Source organism: Micromonospora vinacea, assembly GCF_015751785.1.
Lineage (GTDB): Bacteria > Actinomycetota > Actinomycetes > Mycobacteriales > Micromonosporaceae > Micromonospora > Micromonospora vinacea.
In genome coordinates this window covers 1144061-1169867 of sequence record NZ_JADOTY010000001.1, presented here as the reverse complement: position 1 = coordinate 1169867, position 25807 = coordinate 1144061, and the positions used below count along the sequence as shown (strand labels likewise).

39 protein-coding genes are annotated in these 25807 nt (G+C 68.6%); 38 read left to right on the top strand and 1 reads right to left on the bottom strand.

The features are described from left to right. Positions 1-131: 131 nt before the first annotated feature. The 34 genes from tuf (at position 132) to truA (ending at position 20306) form a co-directional block, all read left to right on the top strand. Positions 132-1325, top strand: a complete 1194-nt coding sequence (gene tuf, locus IW249_RS05705) for an elongation factor Tu (protein WP_030489585.1) — start codon at positions 132-134, stop codon at positions 1323-1325. 350 nt (positions 1326-1675) lie between these two features. Further along, on the top strand, positions 1676-1984 hold the full coding sequence (gene rpsJ / locus IW249_RS05700) for a 30S ribosomal protein S10 (protein WP_007073037.1): 309 nt from the start codon (positions 1676-1678) through the stop codon (positions 1982-1984). 11 nt (positions 1985-1995) lie between these two features. Then, on the top strand, positions 1996-2661 hold the full coding sequence (rplC, locus tag IW249_RS05695; protein ID WP_030329888.1) for a 50S ribosomal protein L3: 666 nt from the start codon (positions 1996-1998) through the stop codon (positions 2659-2661). Next, positions 2658-3308, top strand: a complete 651-nt coding sequence (gene rplD / locus IW249_RS05690; RefSeq protein ID WP_030489587.1) for a 50S ribosomal protein L4 — start codon at positions 2658-2660, stop codon at positions 3306-3308. Before rplC ends, rplD begins: the two co-directional genes overlap by 4 nt. After that, complete coding sequence (rplW, locus tag IW249_RS05685) at positions 3305-3607, top strand: 50S ribosomal protein L23 (RefSeq protein WP_007465304.1); 303 nt, start codon at positions 3305-3307, stop codon at positions 3605-3607. Before rplD ends, rplW begins: the two co-directional genes overlap by 4 nt. Positions 3608-3619: 12 nt before the next feature. After that, positions 3620-4459, top strand: coding sequence for a 50S ribosomal protein L2 (gene rplB / locus IW249_RS05680; protein ID WP_030329891.1), 840 nt, complete (start codon positions 3620-3622; stop codon positions 4457-4459). Between the two features lie 12 nt (positions 4460-4471). Beyond that, the gene (rpsS, locus tag IW249_RS05675) at positions 4472-4753 is read left to right on the top strand and encodes a 30S ribosomal protein S19 (protein WP_007465299.1); all 282 of its coding nucleotides are present in this window, start codon (positions 4472-4474) and stop codon (positions 4751-4753) included. A gap of 41 nt (positions 4754-4794) precedes the next feature. Further along, positions 4795-5253 carry a 50S ribosomal protein L22 gene (gene rplV / locus IW249_RS05670; protein ID WP_007465297.1) on the top strand — a complete coding sequence of 153 codons (459 nt, stop codon included), beginning with the start codon at positions 4795-4797 and terminating at the stop codon, positions 5251-5253. Further along, a complete protein-coding gene (rpsC, locus tag IW249_RS05665; RefSeq protein WP_007465294.1) occupies positions 5253-6122 on the top strand; it encodes a 30S ribosomal protein S3 in 870 nt (289 codons plus the stop codon). The genes rplV and rpsC overlap by 1 nt, the downstream gene beginning before the upstream one ends. A gap of 3 nt (positions 6123-6125) precedes the next feature. Continuing rightward, complete coding sequence (rplP, locus tag IW249_RS05660) at positions 6126-6551, top strand: 50S ribosomal protein L16 (protein WP_053653940.1); 426 nt, start codon at positions 6126-6128, stop codon at positions 6549-6551. After that, entirely contained in the window at positions 6551-6787 is a 237-nt protein-coding gene (gene rpmC, locus IW249_RS05655; RefSeq protein ID WP_007465283.1) for a 50S ribosomal protein L29, read from the top strand. The genes rplP and rpmC overlap by 1 nt, the downstream gene beginning before the upstream one ends. Next, a complete protein-coding gene (gene rpsQ, locus IW249_RS05650; protein WP_030489590.1) occupies positions 6784-7062 on the top strand; it encodes a 30S ribosomal protein S17 in 279 nt (92 codons plus the stop codon). Before rpmC ends, rpsQ begins: the two co-directional genes overlap by 4 nt. A gap of 97 nt (positions 7063-7159) precedes the next feature. Beyond that, positions 7160-7528 carry a 50S ribosomal protein L14 gene (gene rplN, locus IW249_RS05645; protein WP_007465279.1) on the top strand — a complete coding sequence of 123 codons (369 nt, stop codon included), beginning with the start codon at positions 7160-7162 and terminating at the stop codon, positions 7526-7528. Continuing rightward, positions 7525-7845 carry a 50S ribosomal protein L24 gene (gene rplX / locus IW249_RS05640; protein ID WP_172899047.1) on the top strand — a complete coding sequence of 107 codons (321 nt, stop codon included), beginning with the start codon at positions 7525-7527 and terminating at the stop codon, positions 7843-7845. The genes rplN and rplX overlap by 4 nt, the downstream gene beginning before the upstream one ends. Beyond that, complete coding sequence (gene rplE / locus IW249_RS05635; protein ID WP_196919809.1) at positions 7845-8411, top strand: 50S ribosomal protein L5; 567 nt, start codon at positions 7845-7847, stop codon at positions 8409-8411. Before rplX ends, rplE begins: the two co-directional genes overlap by 1 nt. 1 nt (position 8412) lies before the next feature. Next, the gene (locus IW249_RS05630) at positions 8413-8598 is read left to right on the top strand and encodes a type Z 30S ribosomal protein S14 (protein WP_007465272.1); all 186 of its coding nucleotides are present in this window, start codon (positions 8413-8415) and stop codon (positions 8596-8598) included. Positions 8599-8714: 116 nt separating this feature from the next. Continuing rightward, positions 8715-9122, top strand: coding sequence for a 30S ribosomal protein S8 (gene rpsH, locus IW249_RS05625; protein ID WP_007465270.1), 408 nt, complete (start codon positions 8715-8717; stop codon positions 9120-9122). Between the two features lie 16 nt (positions 9123-9138). Continuing rightward, positions 9139-9681, top strand: coding sequence for a 50S ribosomal protein L6 (gene rplF, locus IW249_RS05620; RefSeq protein WP_196919808.1), 543 nt, complete (start codon positions 9139-9141; stop codon positions 9679-9681). Further along, positions 9678-10067, top strand: a complete 390-nt coding sequence (gene rplR / locus IW249_RS05615; RefSeq protein WP_030329901.1) for a 50S ribosomal protein L18 — start codon at positions 9678-9680, stop codon at positions 10065-10067. Before rplF ends, rplR begins: the two co-directional genes overlap by 4 nt. Before the next feature lie 33 nt (positions 10068-10100). Continuing rightward, positions 10101-10715, top strand: coding sequence for a 30S ribosomal protein S5 (rpsE, locus tag IW249_RS05610; protein WP_074314587.1), 615 nt, complete (start codon positions 10101-10103; stop codon positions 10713-10715). After that, positions 10715-10897 (top strand): 50S ribosomal protein L30, encoded by a 183-nt coding sequence (gene rpmD, locus IW249_RS05605; RefSeq protein WP_007465262.1) that lies wholly within the window; start codon positions 10715-10717, stop codon positions 10895-10897. Before rpsE ends, rpmD begins: the two co-directional genes overlap by 1 nt. Continuing rightward, positions 10897-11340, top strand: a complete 444-nt coding sequence (rplO, locus tag IW249_RS05600; protein ID WP_030329906.1) for a 50S ribosomal protein L15 — start codon at positions 10897-10899, stop codon at positions 11338-11340. The genes rpmD and rplO overlap by 1 nt, the downstream gene beginning before the upstream one ends. A gap of 232 nt (positions 11341-11572) precedes the next feature. Further along, complete coding sequence (secY, locus tag IW249_RS05595; RefSeq protein ID WP_112584818.1) at positions 11573-12901, top strand: preprotein translocase subunit SecY; 1329 nt, start codon at positions 11573-11575, stop codon at positions 12899-12901. Then, positions 12902-13555 (top strand): adenylate kinase, encoded by a 654-nt coding sequence (locus tag IW249_RS05590; RefSeq protein WP_088950228.1) that lies wholly within the window; start codon positions 12902-12904, stop codon positions 13553-13555. An 87-nt stretch (positions 13556-13642) separates the two neighbouring features. Beyond that, on the top strand, positions 13643-14494 hold the full coding sequence (gene map / locus IW249_RS05585) for a type I methionyl aminopeptidase (RefSeq protein WP_196919807.1): 852 nt from the start codon (positions 13643-13645) through the stop codon (positions 14492-14494). Positions 14495-14619: 125 nt separating this feature from the next. Beyond that, complete coding sequence (locus tag IW249_RS05580) at positions 14620-15171, top strand: DUF1707 SHOCT-like domain-containing protein (protein WP_196924644.1); 552 nt, start codon at positions 14620-14622, stop codon at positions 15169-15171. A gap of 312 nt (positions 15172-15483) precedes the next feature. Beyond that, a complete protein-coding gene (infA, locus tag IW249_RS05575; protein ID WP_007073013.1) occupies positions 15484-15705 on the top strand; it encodes a translation initiation factor IF-1 in 222 nt (73 codons plus the stop codon). Positions 15706-15796: 91 nt separating this feature from the next. Next, positions 15797-15910 (top strand): 50S ribosomal protein L36, encoded by a 114-nt coding sequence (gene rpmJ, locus IW249_RS05570; protein WP_043965539.1) that lies wholly within the window; start codon positions 15797-15799, stop codon positions 15908-15910. 266 nt (positions 15911-16176) lie between these two features. Next, positions 16177-16557 (top strand): 30S ribosomal protein S13, encoded by a 381-nt coding sequence (gene rpsM / locus IW249_RS05565; protein ID WP_030329917.1) that lies wholly within the window; start codon positions 16177-16179, stop codon positions 16555-16557. 89 nt (positions 16558-16646) lie between these two features. Next, positions 16647-17054 carry a 30S ribosomal protein S11 gene (rpsK, locus tag IW249_RS05560; RefSeq protein ID WP_030329919.1) on the top strand — a complete coding sequence of 136 codons (408 nt, stop codon included), beginning with the start codon at positions 16647-16649 and terminating at the stop codon, positions 17052-17054. A 13-nt stretch (positions 17055-17067) separates the two neighbouring features. Continuing rightward, complete coding sequence (rpsD, locus tag IW249_RS05555; RefSeq protein WP_030489600.1) at positions 17068-17694, top strand: 30S ribosomal protein S4; 627 nt, start codon at positions 17068-17070, stop codon at positions 17692-17694. A gap of 98 nt (positions 17695-17792) precedes the next feature. Beyond that, the gene (locus IW249_RS05550; protein WP_007465227.1) at positions 17793-18815 is read left to right on the top strand and encodes a DNA-directed RNA polymerase subunit alpha; all 1023 of its coding nucleotides are present in this window, start codon (positions 17793-17795) and stop codon (positions 18813-18815) included. A gap of 34 nt (positions 18816-18849) precedes the next feature. Beyond that, a complete protein-coding gene (gene rplQ / locus IW249_RS05545) occupies positions 18850-19407 on the top strand; it encodes a 50S ribosomal protein L17 (protein WP_196919806.1) in 558 nt (185 codons plus the stop codon). Between the two features lie 68 nt (positions 19408-19475). Next, positions 19476-20306 carry a tRNA pseudouridine(38-40) synthase TruA gene (truA, locus tag IW249_RS05540; RefSeq protein WP_196919805.1) on the top strand — a complete coding sequence of 277 codons (831 nt, stop codon included), beginning with the start codon at positions 19476-19478 and terminating at the stop codon, positions 20304-20306. 13 nt (positions 20307-20319) lie between these two features. Here truA and IW249_RS05535 read toward each other — a convergent pair whose 3' ends face one another. Then, on the bottom strand, positions 20320-21435 hold the full coding sequence (locus IW249_RS05535; protein ID WP_231392414.1) for a hypothetical protein: 1116 nt from the start codon (positions 21433-21435) through the stop codon (positions 20320-20322). 102 nt (positions 21436-21537) lie between these two features. On the opposite strand from IW249_RS05535, the gene IW249_RS05530 reads away from it, so the two are divergent. The 4 genes from IW249_RS05530 to IW249_RS05515 are packed head-to-tail and all read left to right on the top strand — an operon-like array spanning position 21538 to position 25661. Continuing rightward, entirely contained in the window at positions 21538-22143 is a 606-nt protein-coding gene (locus tag IW249_RS05530; RefSeq protein WP_196919803.1) for a class I SAM-dependent methyltransferase, read from the top strand. A gap of 41 nt (positions 22144-22184) precedes the next feature. Continuing rightward, positions 22185-23864, top strand: coding sequence for an ABC-F family ATP-binding cassette domain-containing protein (locus tag IW249_RS05525; RefSeq protein ID WP_196919802.1), 1680 nt, complete (start codon positions 22185-22187; stop codon positions 23862-23864). Then, positions 23861-24661: a nucleotidyltransferase domain-containing protein gene (locus tag IW249_RS05520; protein ID WP_196919801.1), complete on the top strand. Its 801-nt coding sequence runs from the start codon at positions 23861-23863 to the stop codon at positions 24659-24661. The genes IW249_RS05525 and IW249_RS05520 overlap by 4 nt, the downstream gene beginning before the upstream one ends. 37 nt (positions 24662-24698) lie before the next feature. Next, entirely contained in the window at positions 24699-25661 is a 963-nt protein-coding gene (locus tag IW249_RS05515) for an aldo/keto reductase (RefSeq protein ID WP_196919800.1), read from the top strand. The last annotated feature ends 146 nt before the right edge of the window (positions 25662-25807 follow it).

Here is a 25807-nt window from a genome sequence, read left to right as displayed (position 1 = left end):
GCCTGTAGGCTTCATCGCCGCAGAACCCACAAAGGCTCTCCGGCCGTCAGGCCGGAAAGGCTGTCGACAGAGTCCTAAGCGCCGACCGGCGCGCCGGGCGTACGAACCAAGAAGTCCACAGGAGGACACCAGTGGCGAAGGCTAAGTTCGAGCGGACTAAGCCGCACGTCAACATCGGCACCATTGGTCACATCGACCACGGTAAGACGACGCTGACGGCGGCCATCACCAAGGTCCTGCACGACCAGTACCCGGACCTGAACCCCTACACGCCGTTCGACGAGATCGACAAGGCGCCGGAGGAGAAGGCCCGCGGCATCACGATCTCGATCGCGCACGTCGAGTACCAGACCGAGTCGCGGCACTACGCGCACGTCGACTGCCCTGGTCACGCCGACTACATCAAGAACATGATCACCGGTGCCGCGCAGATGGACGGCGCGATCCTGGTGGTCGCGGCGACCGACGGCCCGATGCCGCAGACCCGCGAGCACGTGCTGCTGGCCCGTCAGGTCGGTGTGCCGTACATCGTCGTGGCGCTCAACAAGAGCGACATGGTCGATGACGAGGAGCTCCTGGAGCTCGTCGAGCTCGAGGTCCGTGAGCTGCTCTCCTCGCAGGAGTACCCGGGTGACGACCTGCCGGTCGTTCGGGTTTCGGCGCTGAAGGCCCTCGAGGGTGACCCCGAGTGGACCGGCAAGCTGCTGGACCTGATGACCGCTGTCGACACCTCGATCCCGCAGCCGGAGCGCGAGGTTGACAAGCCGTTCCTGATGCCGGTTGAGGACGTCTTCACGATCACCGGTCGTGGCACCGTCGTCACCGGTCGCGTGGAGCGCGGCGTTCTCCTGCCGAACGAGGATGTCGAGCTCGTCGGTATCAAGGAGAAGAGCTTCAAGACCAAGGTCACCGCGATCGAGATGTTCCGGAAGACCCTGGACGACGCCCGCGCAGGCGAGAACGTCGGCCTGCTGCTGCGTGGTACCAAGCGCGACGAGGTCGAGCGCGGCATGGTCGTCGTGAAGCCGGGCTCGAACACCCCGCACACGGAGTTCGAGGCGACGGTCTACATCCTCTCCAAGGAGGAGGGCGGCCGGCACACCCCGTTCTTCCAGAACTACCGTCCGCAGTTCTACTTCCGGACCACGGACGTCACCGGTGTCGTCACCCTCCCCGAGGGCACCGAGATGGTCATGCCGGGTGACAACACGTCCATGTCGGTGAAGCTGATCCAGCCCATCGCCATGGAGGAGAACCTCAAGTTCGCGATCCGCGAGGGTGGCCGCACCGTCGGCGCCGGGTTCGTCACCAAGATCAACAAGTGAGCTAGGTAACCCCGATTAGACCCGCCGCCGGTCGTGCGGCATACTAGTCAGGTTGCGTAACGACAGTTCGTCGCCTGTGTTCGGCTTTCGCTGAACCTCCGGGTGGCGAGGCAGTCGAGCGTAGGGTGGTTGGCGGCCCAGTCGCCAACCACCCTCGCACGGCGTTCAGGTCGCGGTAATGCGATCGGCGCCTTGACCCACCGCGCGGTCAGCACCACTCCGGAACCACGGGGCGGAGCCCGGCCCGAGGGCGCGACACGCCCGACCGCGGGGGTCGGCGAAGTGGGCCTGTGCCAGCCGGTACAGGCGCCCGCAACACAGCGGCATCGAGAGAAGGAACAGAAGCCACCATGGCGGGACAGAAGATCCGCATCCGGCTCAAGGCCTATGACCACGAGGTCGTCGACTCCTCGGCTCGGAAGATCGTCGAGACGGTGACGCGCACCGGGGCGCAGGTCGCGGGCCCGGTGCCGCTGCCCACGGAGATCAACCGTTTCTGCGTTATCCGCTCGCCGCACAAGTACAAGGACTCGCGCGAGCACTTCGAGATGCGCACGCACAAGCGGCTGATCGACATCATCGACCCGACCCCGAAGACGGTCGACTCGCTCATGCGCCTCGACCTGCCGGCTGGCGTCGACATCGAGATCAAGCTGTAGGGACCGGACAAATGGACAGGCAAGTCAAGGGGATCCTGGGCGCCAAGCTCGGCATGACCCAGGTCTGGGACAACAACCGTGTTGTTCCCGTGACCGTGGTCGAGGCCGGCCCGTGCGTCATCAGCCAGGTTCGTAGCGCCGAGAAGGACGGTTACTCAGCGGTCCAGCTGGCATACGGCACCATCGACCCGCGCAAGGTCAAGAAGCCGATCAGCGGGCACTACGCCAAGGCGGACGTGGCGCCGCGCCGGCACATCGTCGAGCTGCGCACCACGGACGCTGGGGAATACTCGCTCGGCCAGGAAGTCACTGTCGAGGAGTTCCCGGCCGGCGTCACCATCGACGTCACCGGCAAGACCAAGGGCAAGGGCTACGCCGGCCCGATGAAGCGGCACGGCTTCCACGGTCTGCGCGCCAGCCACGGTGTCGAGCGCAAGCACCGCTCGCCCGGCTCCATCGGCGCCTGCGCCACTCCGGGTCGTGTCTTCAAGGGCACCCGGATGGCCGGCCGGATGGGTGGCGTGCGGTACACCGTGCAGAACCTCACCGTCCAGGCGGTCGACACCGAGAACAACCTGCTGCTCGTCCGGGGTGCCATCCCTGGTCCGAAGGGCGCGCTCGTTCTGGTCCGTACCGCGGCCAAGAGCAAGGTGAAGAAGGGCGGTGCGGCCAAGTGACCACCGTTGACGTGCGCACCGTCGAAGGCACCACCAGCGGCTCGGTCGAGCTGCCGGAGGACATCTTCGACGTGCAGGCCAACGTCGCGCTGATGCACCAGGTCGTGGTGGCCCAGCTCGCGGCGGCCCGACAGGGCACGCACAAGGCCAAGACCCGCGGCGAGGTCGCCGGTGGCGGCAAGAAGCCGTACAAGCAGAAGGGCACCGGTCGCGCCCGGCAGGGCTCGATCCGCGCGCCGCAGTTCGCCGGCGGTGGCGTCGTGCACGGTCCCGTGCCGCGCGACTACAGCCAGCGGACCCCGAAGAAGATGAAGGCCGCCGCTCTGCGCGGTGCCCTCTCCGACCGGGCCCGCGCCGGGCAGGTGCACGTCGTCGAGGCGTTCGTCTCGGGCGAGAAGCCGTCGACCAAGGCGGCCCTGGCCACGCTGACCAAGCTCACCGAGGCCCGTCGGGTCCTGGTCGTGCTGAGCAGCACCGACGAGCTGAACTGGGTGTCGCTGCGCAACGAGCCGCGGGTGCACCTGATCGAGTCCGGCCAGCTGAACACGTACGACGTGCTGGTGGCCGACGACGTGGTCTTCACCAAGGACGCCCTGGACGAGTTCCTGGGCGTGCCCGCCGAGACCACCGAGGAGGGTGGCAAGTGAGCACGATCGCCGACCCGCGCGACATCATCGTGGCGCCGGTCGTCTCGGAGAAGAGCTACAGCGAGCTGAACCGGAACTGGTACACCTTCCTGGTGCACCCGGACGCGAACAAGACCGAGATCAAGATCGCTATCCAGCAGATCTTCAACGTCCGCGTCCTGACGGTCAACACGCTCAACCGCCAGGGTAAGCGCAAGCGCACCAAGACCGGCTTCGGTCAGCGCAAGGCGACCAAGCGGGCGATCGTGAAGCTGGCTGACGGTGACCGCATCGAGGCCTTCGGCGGCCCGGTCAGCTGAGGGGTGTAGACAATGGCTATCCGTAAGTACAAGCCGACGACGCCGGGCCGACGTGGCTCGAGTGTCGCTGACTTCGCCGAGATCACCCGGTCCACGCCGGAAAAGTCGCTGCTGGCTCCGTTGCCGAAGAAGGGCGGGCGTAACGCCCACGGCCGGATCACCACGCGGCACCACGGTGGCGGTCACAAGCGCCAGTACCGTCTGATCGACTTCAAGCGGGTCGACAAGGACGGCGTGCCGGCGAAGGTCGCTCACATCGAGTACGACCCGAACCGCACGGCGCGTATCGCGCTGCTGCACTACGCCGACGGCGAGAAGCGGTACATCATCGCGCCGAAGGACATGAAGCAGGGCGACCGCGTCGAGTCCGGCCCGGGCGCCGACATCAAGCCGGGTAACAACCTGCCGCTGCGCAACATCCCGGTCGGTACCACGATCCACAACGTGGAGCTGCGTCCGGGTGGCGGGGCCAAGCTGGCCCGTTCCGCCGGCGTCGGCATCCAGCTGCTCGGCCGCGAGGGCGCGTACGCGACCCTGCGTATGCCGTCCGGTGAGATCCGGCGTGTGGACGTGCGCTGCCGCGCCAGCATCGGCGAGATCGGCAACGCCGACCAGTCGAACATCAACTGGGGTAAGGCCGGCCGGATGCGGTGGAAGGGCAAGCGCCCGACCGTCCGTGGTGTCGCCATGAACCCGGTCGACCACCCGCACGGTGGTGGTGAGGGTAAGACCTCCGGTGGTCGCCACCCGGTCAACCCGCAGGGTAAGCCCGAGGGCCGCACCCGCCGTAAGGGCCAGCCGAGTGACCGGCTGATCGTCCGCCGCCGCTACGCCACGCGTAAGCGCGGCTGAGGGAGATAAGACATGCCTCGCAGCCTGAAGAAGGGCCCGTTCGTAGACGACCACCTGCTCAAGAAGGTGGAAGTTCAGAACGACAAGGGCTCCAAGAACGTGATCAAGACCTGGTCGCGGCGCTCGACGATCATCCCCGAGATGCTGGGGCACACGATCGCCGTGCATGACGGACGCAAGCACGTCCCGGTGTTCGTGACCGAGGCGATGGTCGGGCACAAGCTCGGCGAGTTCGCGCTGACCCGCACGTTCAAGGGTCACGAGAAGGACGACCGGAAGAGCCGTCGGCGCTGACGCCGCGGGCATACGGATAGAGGGAACAAGGGGTTACAGCGATGCCAGGAAAGGGCGACGCTCCGGTGCTTCCGGGCGCGCGGGCGGTTGCGCGGCACGTGCGCATCTCGCCGATGAAGGCGCGCCGGGTGGTCAACCTCGTCCGCGGCCTGCCCGCGAAGGAGGCGCTCACGGTGCTGCAGTTCGCGCCGCAGGCTGCGAGCGAGCAGGTGTACAAGGTGCTCGCTAGCGCGATCGCCAACGCGGAGAACAACGAGCGGCTGGACCCCGACGCGCTGCTCGTCAGCGAGGCCTTCGTGGACGAGGGCCCGACGATGAAGCGGTTCCAGCCGCGGGCGCAGGGTCGGGCGTACCGAATCCGCAAGCGCACCTGCCACATCACCGTGGCGGTCGAAGCGGTCGCGCCGGCAGCGCCGAGGAAGGCCGCGGCGAAGAAGGCCGCCCCGGCCACGGAGGCCGCACCGGCCGAAGCGCAGAGCAAGACGGAGGACGCCGAGTAATGGGTCAGAAGGTTCACCCCACTGGGTTCCGGCTCGGCATCTCGACCGACTGGAAGTCCCGCTGGTTCGCGGACAAGCTCTACAAGGACTACATCGGCGAGGATGTCAAGATCCGCCGCATGATGTCCAAGGGCCTCGAGCGTGCCGGGATTTCCAAGGTCGACATCGAGCGCACCCGCGACCGGGTCCGGGTCGACATCCACACCGCCCGGCCGGGCATCGTCATCGGCCGTAAGGGTGCGGAGGCCGACCGGATCCGCGGAGAGCTTGAGAAGCTCACCGGCAAGCAGGTTCAGCTGAACATCATCGAGGTGAAGAACCCCGAGTCGGACGCTCAGCTGGTCGCGCAGGGCGTGGCCGAGCAGCTGTCCAGCCGGGTCAGCTTCCGTCGGGCGATGCGCAAGGCCATGCAGTCGGCGATGAAGAACCCGGTCTGCAAGGGCATCCGGGTTCAGGTTTCGGGTCGCCTCGGCGGCGCCGAGATGAGCCGGACCGAGTTCTACCGTGAGGGCCGGGTTCCGCTGCACACGCTGCGGGCCAACATCGAGTACGGCTTCTTCGAGGCCCGTACCACGTTCGGTCGGATCGGTGTGAAGGTCTGGATCTACAAGGGCGACGCCGTCCCGGGCCGGGAGGCTCCGGCCGAGGCCGGTCCGTCCCGCCCGCGTCGTGGTGAGCGCGGCGACCGTCCCGAGCGTCCGCGCCGTGGCCGGTCGGGTTCGTCCGGCACCACGGCTGGTGGCACCGAGGCCGGTCGGGCTGCTGCGACCACCATCGCGCAGCAGGCCGAGACGCCGAGCGGCGAGCCGGTGGACAGCGCAGCTGTCGCCGCCGCTGCTGCTCCGGCAGAAACGCAGCAGGAGGGCTGACAGATGCTGATGCCGCGCAAGCCCCCGAAGGGCTTCCGCAAGCCGCACCACCCGGACCGCAGTGGCGCGTCCAAGGGTGGTAACCGGGTGGTGTTCGGCGAGTTCGGAATCCAGGCTCTCGAGCCGGCGTACGTGACGAACCGACAGATCGAGTCGGCACGTATCGCGATGACTCGCCACATCAAGCGTGGTGGCAAGGTCTGGATCACGATCTTCCCGGACCAGGCCCTCACCAAGAAGCCTGCCGAGACCCGGATGGGTTCCGGTAAGGGTTCGCCCGAGTGGTGGGTCGCCAACGTCAAGCCGGGGCGGGTTCTCTTCGAGATGTCCTTCCCCAACGAGCAGACCGCGCGAGAGGCCATGCGTCGCGCGATCCACAAGCTCCCGATGAAGTGCCGCATTGTTACGCGCGAAGTGGGTGAATCCTGATGGCAGCGGGCGTTAAGGCGACCGAGCTGCGTGAGCTCTCCGAAGAGGAGCTGGTCACGAAGCTGCGGGAGGCCAAGGCGGAGCTGTTCAACCTCCGCGTGCAGGCCGCAACCGGGCAGCTGGACAACAACCGGCGGTTGCAGGTCATCCGTCGGGAGATCGCCCGGATCTACACGATCATGCGTGAGCGCGAGCTGGGGCTCTCGGCCGCGCCGACTGAGGTGACTGCATCATGACCGAAGAGACCGCCACCGCCGCCGCGCGGTCGCGCCGCAAGGTCCGCGAGGGCCTGGTGATCAGCGACAAGATGGACAAGACCGTCGTTGTCGAGGTCGAGGACCGGGTTCGGCACGCGCTGTACGGCAAGATCATGCGCCGTACGGCCAAGCTGAAGGTGCACGACGAGCAGAACGCCGCTGGCACCGGTGACCGGGTTCTCATCATGGAGACCCGGCCGCTGAGCGCCACCAAGCGTTGGCGGATCGTGGAGATCCTGGAAAAGGCCAAGTAGCGAAGGCTCGAGCTCGCCCGGCGTTGCGTCGGGCGTAGGTTCCGCCAGGCTCCGGCCGCTACGGCGGCCGGAGAACCGGCAGACATAGGAGATAGACGTGATTCAGCAGGAGTCGCGACTGCGCGTCGCCGACAACACGGGTGCTCGGGAGATCCTGTGCATCCGGGTTCTCGGCGGCTCGGGTCGGCGCTACGCGAGCATCGGCGACGTCATCGTGGCCACGGTCAAGGACGCGATCCCGGGTGCCGGTGTGAAGAAGGGCGACGTCGTCAAGGCTGTCGTCGTTCGCACGGCCAAGGAGAGGCGTCGTCCGGACGGCTCGTACATCCGCTTCGACGAGAACGCCGCCGTCATCATCAAGGACGGCGGGGACCCGCGTGGAACCCGTATCTTCGGCCCGGTGGGCCGGGAGCTGCGGGACAAGCGGTTCATGAAGATTATTTCCCTCGCGCCGGAGGTGTTGTGACCGTGAAGGTCAAGAAGGGCGACACGGTCGTCGTCATCGCCGGCAAGGACAAGGGTGCCAAGGGCAAGGTCATCCAGGCCTACCCGCGGCAGGACAAGGTCCTGGTCGAGGGCGTGAACCGGGTCAAGAAGCACACTCGCATCAGCACCACCCAGCGTGGCGCCAAGACCGGCGGCATCGTCACTCAGGAGGCCCCGATCCACGTCTCGAACGTGCAGGTCCTGGACTCCGACGGCAAGCCGACCCGCGTCGGTTACCGGATCGACGACAACGGCCAGAAGGTCCGCATCGCGCGTAGCACCGGTAAGGACCTGTGATGACCACGGCTACCGAAAAGACCCTGCCGCGCCTCAAGGAGCGGTACCGCAACGAGATCGTGGCCCAGCTGCGTGAGCAGCACAGCTACGGCAACCCCATGCAGGTGCCGCGGCTGGTCAAGATCGTCGTCAACATGGGTGTCGGCGAGGCTGCTCGCGACGCCAAGCTGATCGACGGTGCGGTCCGCGACCTCGCCACGATCACCGGCCAGAAGCCGCAGGTGCGGCGGGCGACCAAGTCCATCGCGCAGTTCAAGCTCCGCGAGGGCATGCCGATCGGCGCGAAGGTCACCCTTCGCGGCGACCGGATGTGGGAGTTCATGGACCGGCTGCTCTCCATCGCGCTGCCGCGTATCCGCGACTTCCGCGGCCTGGACGGGCGCAAGCTGGACGGGCACGGCAACTACACGTTCGGTCTGACCGAGCAGTCGGTGTTCCACGAGATCGACCAGGACCGGATCGATCGCCAGCGGGGCATGGACATCACGGTGGTCACGACCGCCACGACCGACGACGAGGGCCGGGCGCTGCTCAAGCTCCTGGGCTTCCCGTTCAAGGAGAACTGAGATGGCCAAGAAGGCGCTGATCATCAAGGCGGCCGCGAAGCCGAAGTTCTCGGTTCGCGCGTACACCCGCTGCCAGCGGTGCGGGCGTCCGAAGGCGGTCTACCGCAAGTTCGGGCTCTGCCGGGTCTGCATCCGGGAGATGGCTCACCGCGGTGAGCTGCCGGGCGTGTCCAAGGCTTCCTGGTAAGGGCGACCGCGTCCCGGCCGTCGGCCGGGAACTCCTGCACCGATTAGGTATTGCTCTTCGCCGTAGGCCCGGGGCTGATGCCCCGGGAACCCCGGCGAGAAAGGCTGACGAAATCCATGACGATGACCGACCCGATCGCAGACATGCTCACGCGTCTGCGTAACGCCAACCAGGCGTACCACGATCAGGTGAAGATGCCCTACTCCAAGATCAAGGCGAACATCGCCGAGGTCCTGAAGGCCGAGGGTTACATCGCCACCTGGTCGGTCGAGGAGCCCGAGGAGGGTGCCGTCGGCAAGCGACTGGTCGTCGAGCTGAAGTACGGCCAGAACCGCGAGCGGAGCCTGGCCGGCATCAAGCGCGTGTCCAAGCCCGGTCTCCGGGTGTACGCCAAGTCGGACGGGCTCCCGCGGGTGCTCGGTGGGCTGGGCGTGGCGATCATTTCGACGTCCCAGGGGCTGCTGACCGACCGGCAGGCCCGCAAGCGGAGTGTTGGCGGGGAAGTCCTCGCCTTCGTCTGGTAACGGGAGACAGGTAGAAATGTCGCGAATTGGACGTAAGTCGATCCCGGTACCAGCCGGCGTCGACATCACGATCGACGGGCAGACCGTCAAGGTCAAGGGCCCCAAGGGCCAGCTTGAGCACACCCTCGCCGAGCCGATCACGATCGAGCGCGCCGAGGGTGGGGAGCTGAGCGTCAACCGGCCGAACGACGAGCGCAAGGCCAAGGAACTCCACGGCCTGAGCCGTACGCTGGTTGCCAACATGATCGTCGGGGTCACCGAGGGCTACCGCAAGAGCCTGGAGATCGCCGGCACCGGTTACCGGGTCACCGCCAAGGGTTCGGACCTCGAGTTCGCGCTCGGGTTCTCGCACCCGGTGGTCGTCCCCGCCCCGGCGGGCATCACCTTCACGGTGGAGCGGCCGACCCTGTTCCACGTGGCTGGCATCGACAAGCAGCAGGTCGGTGAGGTCGCCGCCAACATCCGGAAGATCCGCCCGCCGGAGCCCTACAAGGGCAAGGGCGTCAAGTACCAGGGCGAGGTCATCCGCCGCAAGGCTGGAAAGGCAGGTAAGAAGTGAGCGCCACGCTGCTCAAGCGCCGCCGCGGTGTCGCCGCCAAGCGCGCCGTTGGGCGTGCGCGTCGACACTTCCGCGTCCGCAAGAACGTCAGCGGTACGGCCGAGCGTCCGCGCCTGGTCGTCACCCGCTCGCTGCGGCACATGGTCGCCCAGATCGTCGACGACACCAAGGGTCACACCCTGGCGTCGGCGTCGACCCTGGACGCCTCGCTGCGCGGTGCGGAGGGCGACAAGAGCGCCCTGGCTGGCAAGGTGGGCGCGCTGCTCGCCGAGCGGGCCAAGGCCGCCGGCGTCTCCAAGGTCGTCTTCGACCGCGGCGGCAACCGGTACGCGGGGCGAGTCGCCGCGCTTGCCGACGCCGCCCGCGAAGCCGGGCTCGAGTTCTAACAACCCCGTCACGAGAGAGAAGGAAGGCTGCTGATGCCAGGTCAACAGCGCCGTGGCGGCGGGTCCGGTGGCAACGAGGGTGGTCGCCGCGACAACCGCCGTGAGGGCGGCCGCGGAAACGCGCCCGTCGAGAAGACCCCGCACCTTGAGCGGGTCGTCGCGATCAACCGCGTCGCCAAGGTCGTGAAGGGTGGTCGTCGCTTCAGCTTCACCGCCCTGGTGATCGTGGGCGACGGCGACGGCACGGTCGGCGTGGGCTACGGAAAGGCCAAGGAGGTGCCCGCGGCCATCGCCAAGGGTGTCGAGGAGGCCAAGAAGCACTTCTTCAAGGTCCCGCGGATCGGTCAGTCGATCCCGCACCCGGTGACGGGTGAGGACGCCGCTGGTGTGGTGCTGCTCAAGCCGGCCTCGGCCGGTACGGGTGTCATCGCCGGTGGGCCGGTGCGTGCCGTGCTGGAGTGCGCTGGGATCCACGACGTGCTCTCCAAGAGCCTCGGCTCGTCGAACCCGATCAACATCGTGCACGCCACCGTGGCGGCCCTGAAGGGGCTTGAGTCCCCCGAGCAGGTCGCGGCGCGTCGTGGTCTGCCGGTGGAGGACGTCGCGCCGGCCGCCATGCTGGCGTCGCGTGCGGGGGTGGCGCACTGATGGCACGCCTGAAGGTCACCCAGCTCCGGTCCGGTATCGGGACCAAGCACAACCAGCGTGAGTCGCTGCGTTCGCTCGGTCTCAAGCGGATCAACGACGTGGTGGTCAAGGAGGACCGGCCCGAGATCCGCGGCATGATCTTCACTGTGAGCCACCTCGTGAAGGTCGAGGAGGTCGAGTAATGACGATCAAGGTGCATCACCTGCGCCCGGCGCCCGGTTCCAAGACCGCGAAGACCCGTGTGGGTCGCGGTGAGGGTTCCAAGGGCAAGACCGCTGGTCGCGGTACGAAGGGCTCCAAGGCCCGCAAGAACATCTCGGCGGCGTTCGAGGGTGGGCAGATGCCCATCCACATGCGCCTGCCGAAGATGAAGGGCTTCAAGAACAAGTTCAAGGTCGTCTTCCAGGTGGTCAACCTGGACCGGCTCGCTGAGCTGTTCCCGAACGGTGGTCAGGTCGGCCCGCTGGAGCTGGTTGAGTCCGGCGCGGTCCGCAAGGGTCACCCGGTCAAGGTCCTCGGCACCGGGGATCTCGGCGGTGTGGCGCTCCAGGTGTCGGCGCACGCGTTCAGCGCGTCGGCCAAGGAGAAGATCGCTGCCGCCGGTGGCTCCGTCACCGAGCTGTAAGGCGTACGACCATGGCGCCCGTCCAGTTGAGAGCAACTGGCGGGCGCCATGGTCTGCCTGGGGCGTGAGCGCCCGGTAATATCGGAATCGATTTATGTAGTCGGGCGCATCTGCCCGGACCGGGGTGAGGCTGTTAGAGTCCCATCCCAGCCATGGATTGCGGGCACTCGCCCGTGATCCACCCCGACCCGCCAGGGATCACCGGCGGCCCGCCTCGCGCAGGAGGAAGAAGTTGCTGTCCGCCTTTCTCAGTGCGTTCCGTACGCCTGACCTGCGCAAGAAGCTGCTGTTCACAGTAGGCATCATCGCGGTCTACCGGCTGGGTGCAACGCTCCCCAGCCCGGGCGTCTCGTACGGCAACGTGCAGAAGTGCCTCGACACCATCCAGGGTGACACCACCGGGGTGGTGAACCTGCTCAACCTCTTCTCCGGCGGAGCGCTGCTACAGCTCTCGGTCTTCGCGCTGGGCATCATGCCCTACATCACCGCGTCGATCATCCTGCAGCTGCTGACCGTCGTGATCCCCCGCCTGGAGCAGCTCCGCAAGGAGGGCCAGGCCGGTCAGGCGAAGATCACCCAGTACACGCGCTACCTGACCCTCGGTCTCGGTGTGCTGCAGGCCTCGGCGTTCGTGGCGCTGGCCCGCTCGGGCCAGCTGTTCCAGAACCGCTGCGACCAGTTCCCGATCATCCCCACCGGCACCGGTATCCCGGACTGGCTGACCCTGGCCATCCTGGTGATGACGATGACCGCCGGCACCGGCATGGTCATGTGGCTCGGCGAGCTGATCACCGACCGCGGCGTCGGCAACGGCATGTCCGTCCTGATCTTCACCTCGATCGCGGCGCGGCTGCCCAGCGAGGGTTGGCAGATCAAGACCAGCAAGGGCTGGGACATGTTCGCCCTGGTCATCGCGCTGGTCCTGGTGGTCATCACCGCTGTCACGTTCATCGAGCAGGCGCAGCGCCGGATCCCGGTGCAGTACGCCAAGCGGATGATCGGCCGGCGGATGTACGGCGGCACCTCGACCTACATCCCGCTCAAGGTCAACCAGGCGGGTGTGATCCCGGTCATCTTCGGCTCGTCGCTGCTCTACCTGCCGCAGTTGGCACTGCAGTTCTTCGACCAGACCGACCCGGGCAAGACCCAGTCGTGGATCCAGAACAACCTGGTCAACCCGAGCAGCCCGATCTACATCTCGGTCTACTTCCTGCTGATCATCTTCTTCACGTACTTCTACGTCTCGATCACGTTCAACCCGACCGAGGTCGCGGACAACATGAAGAAGTACGGCGGGTTCGTGCCGGGTATCCGCCCGGGCAAGCCGACGGCCGACTACCTCGACTTCATCCTCAGCCGGATCACCCTGCCGGGCGCGCTCTACCTCGGCGTCATCTCGATCCTGCCGAACTTCTTCTTCATCTGGCTGGACAACCAGCAGTACCAGAACTTCCCGTTCGGCGGCACCGCTGTGCTCATCATGGTCGGCGTCGGTCTGGAGACCGTGAAGCAGATCGAGAGCCAACTCATGCAGCGGAACTACGAAGGGTTCCTGCGGTAGATGAGACTCGTTCTGGTTGGCCCGCCGGGCGCGGGCAAGGGCACACAGGCCGAGTTCATCGCCGCGCACCTCTCGGTGCCGAAGATTTCGACCGGAGACATCTTCCGGTCGAACGTCACCCAGGGCACTCCGCTCGGTGTCGAGGCGAAGCGGTACATGGACGCGGGCGAGCTGGTCCCGGACGAGGTCACCATCAACATGGTCCGGGACCGGCTGGCCGAGCCCGACGCCAGCGAGGGTTTCCTGCTCGACGGCTTCCCGCGGACCACTCCGCAGGCGGCCGCTCTGGACAAGCTCCTCGCCGATCTGGGCACCGCCCTGGATCTGGTCCTGGAGTTGGTCGTGGACGACGACGAGGTGATCCGGCGGCTCTCCGGTCGGCGTACCTGCCGGGGCTGCGGCAAGATCTGGCACGTCGAGTTCGACGCCACCACCCGGCCGGGCATCTGTGACCGGTGCGGCGCCGAGCTGTTCCAGCGCGACGACGACAAGCCGGAGACGATCGCCACGCGGCTCCGCGAATACAGCGAGAAGACCGCACCCCTGGTCGACTACTACGGCGCTCAGGGCAAGCTGGTCGGGATCGACGCCACCGGGCCGGTGGAGGACGTCACCACCCGGGCCATCGACGCGTTGCGGTCGTACGGCGGCTGAGGTCCGGCCGGGCCACGGCGGATAGAGTGCGAACAGCGGGGTACGCGTTATGTGCCCCGCTGTTCGGCAACGAAAGGTAACCGCTCCATGCGTCGTCCCCAGCTGGACATCCAGCTGAAGACCCCTGACCAGATCGAGAAGATGCGGGCCGCCGGGTTGGTGGTGGCCGAGGCGCTGCGCCGGATGCGGGAGGCTGTCGCCCCCGGTGTGAGCACCGCCGATCTGGACGCCATCGCCGAGGCGACCATCCGCGAGGCGGGTGCCGTTCCGTCGTTCAAGGGTTACCACGGTTTTCCGGCGTCGATCTGCTCCTCGGTCAACGAGCAGGTCGTGCACGCCATCCCGTCGCCGAAGCAGGTGCTCCAGGCCGGTGACCTGATCTCCATCGACTGCGGCGCGGTGCTGGACGGGTGGCACGGCGACTCCGCGATCACGGTCGGGGTCGGTGACGTCGACCCGGCGCTGCTGAAGATGGCCGAGGTCGCCGAGGACGCGATGTGGGCCGGCATCGCCGCCGCCGCGCGTGGCGCGGCCAGCGGCAAGGGCCGCCTCACCGACATCTCGCACGCAGTGGAGACCGCTGTCCGCAAGGGCGGCCGGTACGGCATCGTCGACGGCTACGGCGGCCACGGCATCGGCACCGAGATGCACCAGGACCCGCACGTGCTCAACCACGGTCGACCGGGCAAGGGCCCGCGGCTGGTCCCGGGAATGGCGCTGGCCATCGAGCCGATGATCACGATGGCGTCCCCGCGTACGGCCGAGTTGGCCGACGGGTGGACTGTCGTCACCCGGGACGGCTCGGTGGCTGCGCACGTCGAGCACTCGATGGCGCTGCTGCCGGACGGCGTGTGGGTGCTCACCGCCTTCGACGGCGGCCGAGCCCGCCTGGGCGACCTGGTAACGGCACGCCAGCCCGCAGCGACAAAGACCCCCTGACCCCCGCCCCACCCGTTGATCATGAAGTTGTTGCGCTGACACGCCGGCGAGGCCGGCAACAACTTCATGATCGACCGATGTTCGAGGTAGGGCGGGACTGGCGCGGCGGTGGCATGCTTGCCGGCATGGACGGGCGCGACGGGATGCGAGCCGCGGACTCGGACCGTGCGGCGGTGGCCGACCGGTTGCGGGTCGCCCTCGACGAGGGCCGACTGGATCTGCATGAGTACGACGAGCGGTTGCAGCGGGCCTACGCGGCACGCACGTACGCCGACCTGAAGGCCCTGCTCACCGACCTGCCGCCGGTGACGCCGACGCAGCGGTCGGGCCTGGCGCCGACCGCCGGGCCGACGGTGAGCCTGTTGGGTGACCAGCTCGGCCCCGCCTCCACCAGCGGTGTCACGGCCCGCTGGTTGGCCGAGGTGTGGTTCCCGTACCTGCGGGTGATCGCCATCGTGGTGACCATTTGGGCGGTGACGTCGCTGCTCAGCCAGGATCTGCTCTACTTCTGGCCGGCCTGGGTGGCGGGGCCGTGGGGCGCGGTGCTGGTGGTCCGCACGGTCTCCGGCATGGCCGCCAAGGAGCCCCAGCGTCAGGCCATCAAGCGCCAACGCCGCCGAGAGCGCAGGCAGGCCAAACGCGCCATCAAACCGGACGACGCCCCACCAACCCCCTGACCCCACCCTCACCTCGTTGATCATGAAGTTGTTGCCACCGATGCCGGTGTGTCCTGACGATTACTTCATGATCAACCGCGCTGGGGGCGGGGTTGTGAGGGCGCCGCGCGGGTTGGTGGGTGGTCGGTTTGGCGGGGGAGTGCAGGCCGGCGTACACTTTCAGATCGGCGCACAGCGTCCACTCCGGCATGCCCACCCTGCGCTTCGGTGGGAGCTGGAGCCGCGGCTGGCGCGGGCTTCTGATTCTGATCAGATTTCCGTGTAAGACGTTGTGGGCCGCCCGGAGCAATCGACGTCAGGACAGCGGAGGACATGCCGAAAAAAGACGGAGCCATTGAGATCGAGGGTCGGGTCATCGAGCCCCTGCCGAACGCCATGTTCCGGGTGGAGCTCGCGAACGGCCACAAGGTGTTGGCTCACATCAGCGGCAAGATGCGGCAGCACTACATCCGCATCCTTCCGGAGGACCGGGTCGTCGTCGAACTCTCGCCGTACGACCTGACCCGCGGGCGCATCGTCTACCGCTACAAGTAGTCCTGACGACGGCCGGGAAGTCCCGTGTCCGTCTTCGACGTCCGGTGTCGCGCAGAGCGCGTCCCCGGGCCAGATGGGAAGTAAGGCAACCGTGAAGGTCAAGCCGAGCGTCAAGAGGATCTGCAACAAGTGCCGGGTTATCCGCCGGCACGGCCGGGTCATGGTCATCTGCAGCGACCCGCGCCACAAGCAGCGCCAGGGCTGACTCAGCCCGTCCGGCCGGAACACGGCCGGGTGGCGTTGGTCCGGGCAGATCCCCAGCGACACACACATCACACATGCTCGTCCCAGCCGCGAGCGGTACGCCAGACGTACCTCTGCGTGGCTGACCCCCGGTCGGAGGCCGGGGCCCGCTCGGGCAGCGACCGATCCCGGTCGCCGGCGCTCACCGCGTCGGAAGGACGGGACGGCCGGTAGCGGGGTGGGACGGGTCCACACCTCCGCCACACATCACGAGGAGTACGCCCGCACATGGCACGTCTAGTCGGCGTGGATCTCCCCCGCGAAAAGCGGTTGGAGATCGCGCTCACCTACATCTTCGGGGTCGGTCGCACCCGCGCCCTGGAGACACTCGCCGCCACTGGCATCTCGCCGGACAAGCGCGCTCGGGACCTCACGGACGAGGAGCTCGTGCAGCTCCGCGACCACATCGAGGGCAACTACAAGGTTGAAGGCGACCTGCGCCGCGAGGTCGCCGCTGACATCCGCCGCAAGGTTGAGATCGGCTGCTACGCCGGCATCCGGCACCGCCGGGGCCTGCCCGTGCGTGGCCAGCGGACCAAGACCAATGCACGGACCCGCAAGGGCCCGAAGCGGACCGTCGCCGGCAAGAAGAAGCCCGGCAAGAAGTAGATTTTGACCGGAATTCGGGTCGATGTCGGGTCCAGGAAGACCGGCCCGCCCGGCCCGATCCGGAAAGTCAACTAGGAGCGCACAGACTTATGCCACCGAAGGCTCGTGCCGGAGCCGCTGTAAAGAAGGTCCGGCGCAAGGAACGCAAGAACGTCGCCCACGGGCAGGCGCACATCAAGAGCACGTTCAACAACACCATCGTGTCCATCACGGACCCGACCGGTGCGGTCATCTCCTGGGCCTCCGCTGGCCAGGTCGGCTTCAAGGGCTCCCGCAAGTCGACTCCGTTCGCCGCGCAGCTGGCCGCCGAGGCTGCCGCGCGTCGCGCCATGGAGCACGGCATGCGCAAGGTCGACGTGTTCGTCAAGGGCCCCGGCTCCGGCCGGGAGACCGCCATCCGTTCGCTGCAGGCAGTGGGCCTCGAGGTCGGGCAGATCGCCGACGTCACCCCGCAGCCGCACAACGGGTGCCGTCCGCCGAAGCGTCGCCGGGTCTGAGAGGTAGAGAGAGATGGCTCGTTACACCGGTGCAGACTGCCGCCGTTGCCGGCGGGAGAAGATGAAGCTGTTCCTCAAGGGCAGCAAGTGCGATGGGCCGAAGTGCCCGTTCGAGTCCCGGCCGTTCCCGCCCGGGCAGCACGGCCGCGGCCGTACCAAGGAGACGGAGTACCTGCTCCAGCTCCGTGAGAAGCAGAAGGCCCGTCGTGTCTACGGCGTGCTGGAGAAGCAGTTCCGCGGTTACTACGAGGAAGCCGTTGGCAAGCAGGCCAAGACCGGTGAGGTCCTCCTGCAGATCCTCGAGTCGCGGCTGGACAACGTCGTTTACCGGGCCGGCTACGCCCACTCGCGGGACATGGCCCGCCAGCTGGTCAAGCACGGTCACTTCACGGTGAACGGCAAGAAGGTCGACATCCCGTCGTACCGCGTCAAGGAGCACGACATCATCGAGGTTCGGGGCAAGAGCAAGGAGCTCACCCCGTTCATCGTCGCGCAGGCTCAGGCCGGCTCGAAGACGGTTCCGGCGTGGCTTGAGGCCATCCCGAGCCAGATGAAGGTGCTCGTGCACTCCCTCCCGGCCCGGCAGGTCATCGACACGCAGGTCCAGGAGCAGTTGATCGTCGAGCTCTACTCCAAGTAGTCCGAGCTCGTTCGGTGGCCCGCCCCTCGGGGCGGGCCACCGGAACAGTTTGTGTCGTGGGCGTCAAATAGCGGGCGCCCCGGAAGAGAAGAGAAAAGATGCTCATCAGCCAGCGACCCTCCCTCTCCGAGGAGTCGATCAACGAGACCCGGTCGCGGTTCGCCATCGAGCCGCTGGAGCCGGGCTTCGGCTACACCCTGGGCAACTCGCTGCGGCGTACGCTGCTGTCGTCGATCCCGGGCGCGGCCGTCACCTCGATCAAGATCGACGGTGTGCTGCACGAGTTCACCACGATCCCCGGTGTCAAGGAGGACGTGGTCGAGCTCGTCATGAACATCAAGGAGCTGTGCGTCAGCTCCGAGCACGACGAGCCGGTCAGCATGTACCTGCGTAAGCAGGGCCCGGGCGACGTGACCGCGGGCGACATCCAGCCGCCGGCCGGCGTCTCGGTGCACAACCCGGATCTCAAGCTCGCCACCCTGAACGGCAAGGGCCGGCTCGACATGGAGCTGACCGTCGAGCGGGGCCGGGGCTACGTGACGGCGGCGCAGAACAAGCAGTCCGGCGCGGAGATCGGCCGGATCCCGGTCGACTCGATCTACTCGCCGGTGCTGAAGGTGACCTACCGCGTCGAGGCGACCCGTGTCGAGCAGCGCACCGACTTCGACCGGCTGATCATCGACGTCGAGACCAAGCCGTCGATGGGTCCGCGTACCGCGCTGGCCTCCGCCGGTTCGACGCTGGTGGAGCTGTTCGGGCTCGCCCGGGAGCTGGACGAGACCGCCGAGGGCATCGACATCGGGCCGTCCCCGCAGGACGCCCAGCTGGCGGCGGACCTTGCCCTGCCGATCGAGGAGCTGGACCTCACCGTCCGCTCCTACAACTGCCTCAAGCGCGAGGGCATCAACTCCGTTGGTGAGCTCATCGGGCGTACCGAGGCCGACCTCCTCGACATTCGCAACTTCGGTCAGAAGTCGATCGACGAGGTCAAGATGAAGCTCGCCGGGATGGGTCTCGGGCTGAAGGACTCGGCTCCGAACTTCGACCCGGCGCACGTCGTGGACACCTTCGGCGAGGCCGACTACGACACCGACGACTACCGCGAGACCGAGCAGCTCTAGTCCGCGCTGCCGCCACAACTGAGGAGCACCAAAAATGCCCACGCCCACCAAGGGCCCCCGCCTCGGCGGCAGCCCCTCGCACGAGCGGCTGATGCTCGCCAACCTGGCGACCGCGCTGTTCCAGCACGGCAAGATCCAGACCACCGAGACGAAGGCCCGGCGGCTGCGCCCGCTGGCCGAGCAGCTCATCACCAAGGCCAAGCGCGGTGACCTCGCCTCGCGGCGTCGGGTGCTGGGTGTCGTCAAGGACAAGGACGTCGTCTACGCCCTGTTCGACCAGATCGCGCCCCGGTACTCCAACCGCCCCGGCGGTTACACCCGGATCGTGAAGACCGGTCCGCGCAAGGGTGACAACGCGCCGATGGCCATCATCGAGCTGGTGGAGGAGCTTCAGGTCGCCGAGCCGAAGGTGAACAAGAAGACCGCCGCCCGCAAGGCCGCGCAGCAGGACAAGGTCGAGGCGCTCGCCCCGGCCGACGAGGCCCCGAAGTCGGCTCCGGCCGACCAGGATTCCGAGGCGCCGGTGTCGGCGTCCGGTGACACCGCCGCCGCCCGCGAGGACAGCGACGAGGCCACCGAGAACAAGGCCTGATCAAGGGCATTATCGGGCCCGGCACCCCATCGGGGGTGCCGGGCCCGACCCGTAACAGGAGGTACGAGGTGGACGAGCGGATCCGGCTGCGGCTGGACGTCTCGTACGACGGCACCGACTTTTCCGGCTGGGCACCCCAGCCGACCCGGCGCACCGTCGCGGGGGTGCTCGTCGAGACCCTGGACCTGGTCCTCGGCGTTGGTACGGCCACCGGGCTGACGGTGGCCGGACGGACCGACGCGGGGGTGCACGCCACGGGGCAGGTGTGCCACCTGGACCTGCCGGTGGACGTGTGGCGGCAGCATGAGGGACGGCTGCTGCGTCGGCTGGCCCGGCTGCTCCCCACCGACGTGCGCGTACGGGCGATGACCGAGGTGCCGGCCGACTTCGACGCCCGGTTCTCGGCAACCTTCCGACGCTACGAGTACCGGGTCACCGATGCGCCCTTCGGCACCGAGCCGCTGCGCCGGCACGAGGTGCTGGCCTGGCCGAAGCCGTTGGACCTGGCCGCGCTGAACGCCGCAGCGACCGGGCTGGTGGGGGAGCACGACTTCGCCGCGTACTGCCGGCGCAAGGAGCACGCGACCACGCTGCGCGAGGTGACCCGGCTGGACTGGCGTCGCGACCCGGACGGCATCCTGGTCGCCACCGTGCAGGCCGACGCGTTCTGCCAGGCGATGGTGCGCAGCCTGGTGGGGGCCATGCTGGTGGCCGGGGACGGCCGCCGCCCGGTCGAGTGGCCGGGCACTCTACTCACCCGGCGCGAGCGGTCCAGCGAGGTGACGGTGGCCCCCGCGCACGGGCTGACGCTGGTCGCCGTCGGCTACCCGGCCGATCCGGCCGAGTACGCCCACCGCGCCACGCTCACCCGCCGGTTGCGGGTCCCGATCGAGGGTTGACCGCGCCTGCGGGTCAGTCGCCCGGCAGGCCACCCTGGTTCGCGTTGCTGCCGGTCGGGGCCGCCGTCGGTTGTCCGGCGGTGCCACCGTCCGCGCGGCTCTGCAGCACGCCCCGGCTGAGGTGCAGCTCGATCATGTCGAACAGGATTTCGCGGACCTTGGCGTCACCCGCCTTGATCGCCGCCCCGTCCTTGCGGACCACCAGCGCGTAGGCCAGGTAGTGGCCACGGACCTGCCAACCGACCCGGGCCGGGGCGCTGGTCAGGACGTCGGTGTCGGTGTCGTCGCCCTCGTCGCCGGTGAGGCCACGGAATCGGCCCTGCCGTTCGTCGAGCAGTTGCCGGAGTCGGTCGCGGGCTCGTTCCGCGCTGACCTTGTCGGTGAGGTTGAACAGGCCGGCGGTGACCAGGTGGTTGCCGTCGGGCGTGCTCAGCGTGGCCCGGACGACCTGGTTGCAGCCGAGCCGGACCAGCAGGTCGGCGACCTCGTCGGTGGCGGCGACGGCACAACTGCCGCTGGACTGCGTCTTGAGCACCTGGTAGCTCGGTTGGCCATCGGTGAGCTTCAGCTCCTTGCCGGGGAAGAGTTCCTTGGCGGTGAGCGGGGCCTGGTCGGTGTCCCGGGAGTCGAGGGCCAGCCGTTCCGGCGTTGCCGACGTCGGTGCGGCGGCGTTCGGCTGGTAGGTCGGGTTGCTCTGCGGCTGCTCGTTGCGGTCCATGAGCAGCGCGGCGGCACCGAGGCCGCAGAGGGCGAGCAGCACGAGGACGGCTGCGCCGCCGATCAGTACCTGCCACAGTCGGCCGCCGCCGCGCCGGGCGGACGGCTCCACCGGTGTCGCCGAGGTGTAGATCTGGCTGCGGGGCGGGGCGGGCGGGATGTCGGCACGCGTCGGCAGTGGCTGCGGCGCATCGGCACGATTCGGCGCGGGCTGCGGTACTGCGGCACGAGTCGGCGCGGGCTGCGACGAGGGCAGCGAGAGCTGGTTCGGCCGGGGCAGCGACGGCGTGGGGAAGCGCGACGGAGACGGCCCGGCCGGCGGGGGCGGACCGGCGCCGAGCACCGACAGGTCGGACCCGGGCTCCGGGTACTCCTCGAAAGCGTCCTCATCGGACTCGTACCGATACACCATGTCGCCCAGAGTAGGAGCCATTGTCCCTTTAGGGGGTAATATCGGGGAAATGTGCGTGTGGGCCGTGTCAGGTCCGCCCCGGACCGGTGCGAGAATTGCCAGGTGACCGGCGACCACTACTTCACCGCTCAGCCCACCAGCGACGCCCCGACGCGCGAGGTCGAGTTCTCCGTCGCCGACCGCGACTACCGGCTCACCTCGGCCGGCGGGGTCTTCTCCGCCAGCCGGCTCGACCCGGGCACCGCGGTGCTGCTGCGAAAGGCCGAGCTGCCCGCCGCCGACACCACAGGCGACCTGCTCGACCTCGGCTGCGGATTCGGGCCGATCAGCTGCGTGCTGGCCGACCTCGCGCCCGCCAGCACCATCTGGGCCGTCGACGTCAACGCCCGCGCCCGCGAGCTGACCGCCGCCAACGCGGCCCGGATCGGCGCCGCCGACCGGGTCCGGGTCAGCGCGCCGGACGACGTTCCGGACGGCGTCCGCTTCACCCAGCTCTGGTCGAACCCACCCATCCGGATCGGCAAGGACGGGCTGCACGACCTGCTGCTGCGCTGGCTGCCCCGACTCGCCCCGGACGGCGTCGGGTGGTTGGTCGTCGCCCGGCACCTCGGCGGCGACTCGCTGCAACGCTGGCTCACCGAGCAGAGCTGGCAGGTCGAGCGGTACGCCAGCCAAAAGGGCTTCCGGGTGCTGCGCGTCACCCGGTAATTGGATGTACCCCCCGACCCTCACTGGGGCAGGATCCCGGCGTGGGATACGTGGACGTGGCAGCGGTCGGGCACATCCTGCCCGACGGTCGGGAACTCTTCGCCGACGTGTCGTTCCGAGTCGGTGAGGGCAGCAAGGTCGCCCTGGTCGGGCCGAACGGCGCGGGAAAGACGACGCTGCTGAGGATGGTCGCCGGCGACCTGCCGGTACGCAGCGGCGTCGTCGCGCGGGCCGGCGGGCTGGGCGTGATGCGCCAGTTCATCGGCATGATCGGCGACGAGTCGACACTCGCCGACCTGGCGTTGTCGCTGGCCCCGCCGGCGCTGCGCGGCGCCGGCCGGCGACTCGGCGAGACCGAGGCGGCCATGCGGGCGGCCGAGGCCCACGGCAAGTTCAGCAACGCCGCGGGCAAGGCCCAACTGGCGTACGCCGATGCGCTCGGCGCCTGGGGCGAAGCCGGCGGGTACGACGCCGAGGTGCTCTTCGACACCGTCGCGACCATCGTGCTCAGCCAGCCCTGGGACGCCGTACGGGACCGGCCGGTGCGTACCCTCTCCGGCGGCCAGCAGAAGCGCTTCGCCCTGGAGTTGCTGCTGCGCGGCCCGGACGAGGTGCTGCTGCTCGACGAACCCGACAACTTCCTCGACGTGCCCGGCAAACGCTGGCTGGAGGCACGACTGCGCGAGTCGACGAAGTCGGTGCTCTACGTCTCGCACGACCGCGAGCTGCTGGCTCAGAGCGCCGACCGGGTGGTTGCCGTCGAGGGTGGCAGCGCCTGGGTGCACCCCGGCGGCTTCGCCAGCTGGCACGAGGCTCGGGTGGCCCGGCACGCCCGCCTCGACGAGCTGCGCCGGCGCTGGGACGAGGAGCATCAGAAGCTGCGCGAGCTGATGCTGATGTACAAGCAGAAGGCCGCGTACAACGACGGGTTGGCCTCGCGCTACCAGGCCGCGCAGACCCGGCTGCGCAAGTTCGAGGAGGCCGGGCCGCCGCCCGTACCGCCGAAGGACCAGGACATCCGGATGCGGCTCAGCGGGGGGCGGACCGGCAAGCGCGCGGTCGTCTGCGAGCAGCTGGAGCTCGACGGCCTGACATTCCCCTTCGACCTGGAGATCTGGTACGGCGACAGGGTGGCGGTGCTCGGTGCCAACGGCACCGGCAAGTCGCACTTCCTGCGGCTGCTGGCCCGCGGCGGCACCGACCCGGACCCGGCGAACGGGCCTGTCGACGGCGCGGGCGCGCTGGCGCCGGTGACGCACGACGGCGTGGCCCGCCTCGGTGCCCGGGTCCGGCCCGGGCACTTCTCCCAGACCCACGACCGGCCGGAGCTGATGTCGAAGACGCTCGTCGAGATCCTCTGGCGGGGCGACGAGCACCGCACCGGGATGGACCGGCACGCGGCGATGGGGGTGCTCAGCCGCTACGAGCTGGCCGCGCAGGGCGACCAGCGCTTCGGCACGCTCTCCGGCGGGCAGCAGGCCCGGTTCCTGGTGCTGCTGCTGGAGCTGTCCGGGGCGACCCTGCTGCTGCTCGACGAGCCCACCGACAACCTCGACCTGGCCAGCGCGGAAGCTCTCGAAGCGGGTCTGAACGCCTTCGAGGGAACGGTGATCGCTGTCACCCACGACCGTTGGTTCACCCGCTCCTTCGACCGGTTCGTGCTGTTCCGGGGCGACAGTGAGGTGGTGGAGACCCCGGAGCCGGTCTGGGACGTCGGGTGATCCCCGCCGACCTGCCCGACCGGCTCTGCGGCGTCGAGGGGGTGGTCGCCGTGGCGCTCGGCGGTAGTCGGGCACGCGGCGAGCAACGCCCGGACTCCGACTGGGACCTGGGCCTCTACTACCGGGGTGAGCTGGACGTGCCGGCGCTGCGTGCGGTCGCCGCGACGGTCGCCGACGACACCGACGTCGCGCTCACCGCCCCCGGTGGTTGGGGCCCCTGGGTCGACGGGGGTGGCTGGCTGCGGATCGGCGGGGTCGCCGTGGACTGGATCTACCGGGACCTCGACCGGGTGCACAGCGTCTGGGCGGACTGTCGGGCCGGCCGGTACGAGGTCGGGGTGCAGGCCGGGCACCCGCTCGGGTTCTACTCGTCCGCCTATGCCGGCGAGGTGGCGTTGTGCCAGGTGCTGGCGGACCCGACCGGCCAGCTGACCCGCCTGCGGGACCGGACTCGGGAGTATCCGCCCGCGCTGGCCGACGCACTGGTGGCTGGCGGCTGGGAGGCCGGGTTTCTGCTGACCGGAGCGGCCAAGGCCGCCGTCGGCGGGGACAGCGGGTACGTCGCCGGCTGCCTGTTCCGGGTGGTCGGCGTCCTCGCCCAGGTGCTGCACGCCCGAGCCGGCCGGTGGTTGGTCAACGAGAAGGGGATGATCGCCGCCGCGGGGCGACTGCCCGGTGCTCCGCCGAACTTCACCCAGCGGGCGCAGGCGTTGCTCGGCGCCGTCGGACGTAGCCCCGCCGAGCTGGCCGCGACCATCGGAGCCGCCCGTGAGCTGGTCACCGAGGTGGTCGGCTGAGCCGCCCCCGAGGTGGTCCGCACCGAGCCGGCATAGGGTGGATCTCGTGACTGAGATGACCTATCGCCGGCTGGGCGACTCCGGGCTCGTGGTGTCAGTGGTCGGCATCGGCTGCAACAACTTCGGCCGCAAGCTCGACCTCGACGGCACCCGGGCGGTGGTGGACGCCGCCCTGGACGCCGGCATCAACCTCTTCGACACCGCCGACATCTACGGCGAGCCGCAGGGCGGTTCCGAGGAGCTGCTCGGGCAGGCGCTCAAGGGACGCCGGGACGACGTGGTGGTGGCCACCAAGTTCGGCATGGACATGAACGGCCTTAACGGGCCGGACTACGGCGCCCGGGGTGCGCGGCGCTACATCGCCCGCGCTGTGGAGGCGTCGCTGCGCCGGCTCGGCACCGACCACATCGACCTGTACCAGATGCACGAGCCCGACCCGGGCACCCCGATCGACGAGACCCTCGCTGCCCTGGACGACCTGGTCCGGGACGGAAAGGTCCGCTACCTGGGCAACTCGAACTTCGCCGGCTGGCAGATCGCCGACGCGGACTGGGTCGCCTCGTCCAACGGTCGGTCCCGCTTCATCAGCGCCCAGAACCACTACAGCCTGCTGGAGCGCTCGGTGGAGGCCGAGGTGATCCCGGCGTGCGAGCGGTTCGGCCTCGGCATGCTGCCGTTCTTCCCGCTCGCCAACGGTCTGCTCACCGGCAAGTACAAGCGCGAGGCTCAGCCGCCCGCCGGCAGCCGACTCTCCGGCGGTGGCCGGTACGCGGAGCGGCTCGCCGCGGCCGACTGGGACACCATCGAGGCAATCCAGGCGTACGCGGGCGAGCGGGGTCTGACGATGCTCCAGGTGGCCATCGGTGGTCTGGCCGCCCAGCCGGCGGTGACCTCGGTGATCGCCGGTGCCACCACCCCCGAGCAGGTACGCGCCAACGCGGCCGCCGGCACCTGGGAGCCCAGCGACGAGGACCTGGCGGCACTGCGCGCTGTCCTCTGAGCGCGGCGAGGCTTGCGCGGGCGTGCGCTGCTTCGTGCGCCACGCATGATCCACTCGCGTTCCTTGAAGTCGGGGTGACCTGCGGTCCGGGAAGCCCCGACTTCAAGGATGCCGAGTCGATCACCAGCCGATCGAACGACACCGGG